General features: G+C 66.3%; 1 pseudogene. It reads right to left on the reverse strand.

What is annotated here, in order from left to right:
- A pseudogene (locus KUM32_RS39935) lies at positions 1–914 on the reverse strand (sugar-binding protein); the annotation flags it as partial.

Below are 914 nucleotides of genomic sequence, written 5' to 3' on the forward strand. Positions count from 1 at the left end.
CGTGTGGCGGTGCTCGTCGTGCGCCACTTCTCGCCCGCGCCGTCGTCGAGCGAGATGAAGTGCCTGCTGTGCGCGGTCCCGGTCAGGTTGGCGGTGATCGTGCCCCAGCTACGCTTTCGTTCGGCGGTCTGGTGGTGCCAGGGGCGGTTGACGCTCCTTTCCAGGACCTTCCCGCCCGGCCCCGCGAAGGTGACAGCCTTGTATTCGAATCCCGCGGCGGAGGCGTGGTCGGTGATCGGGTCACCCTCGCCCGCTTCGAGGGCGACTCGCACGCTCTTCGTGCCACCGGAAGGTTCTTTACGATCCCCGTCCATGCCCCGCAGGAAGTAATGCTCCTCCTGCGTCCTCATGCCGTCGGAGCCTTGGCCACCGGTCTGCACGCGCACCTTGCCGTAGCCGCGCCACTGGGACCAGGTCTTGTGCTTCTCCTTCGTCAGGCCGTCGTCGTCATCGAAGTGCCAGGCGGCGCCGTCGAGATAGCTGTAGCGGATGAGTTGGTCGGGAGCGCCGCCGGTGCGGTCGGTCGAGGTGGCCGTTTCCACGACGTACTTGTTGAACCACTCGCGTTCCGGCTCGGTGATGGAGTCGCCGGCGACGTACTGCGGGAAACAGCGGGTGGTGTTCGTCTGCGGGGTGGGCAGGCTGTCCCACGCACACGCCGGAGCGGAGTACCCCACGTCGATCTGGCCACCGGACTCGTCCGCGACCGTGGACACGCGTGCCTTGTTGAAGGGAGCCTTTCCGTCGCCGACCTTGTCAAGGCGGTTGGGAAGTTGGGTGTAGGCGAACGTCGTCTTCGGGAGGGTGATCGGCGTGGCAGCGGTGTGGCCGGTGTGCTGGACGGATTCGAGGAGGAGTTGGTAGTCGACATCCGCCGTACCCCAACGGTGTCCCAGCTTCCAGGAGTCCACCTT

The sequence above is a fragment of the Streptomyces sp. AC627_RSS907 genome (genome assembly GCF_019049165.1).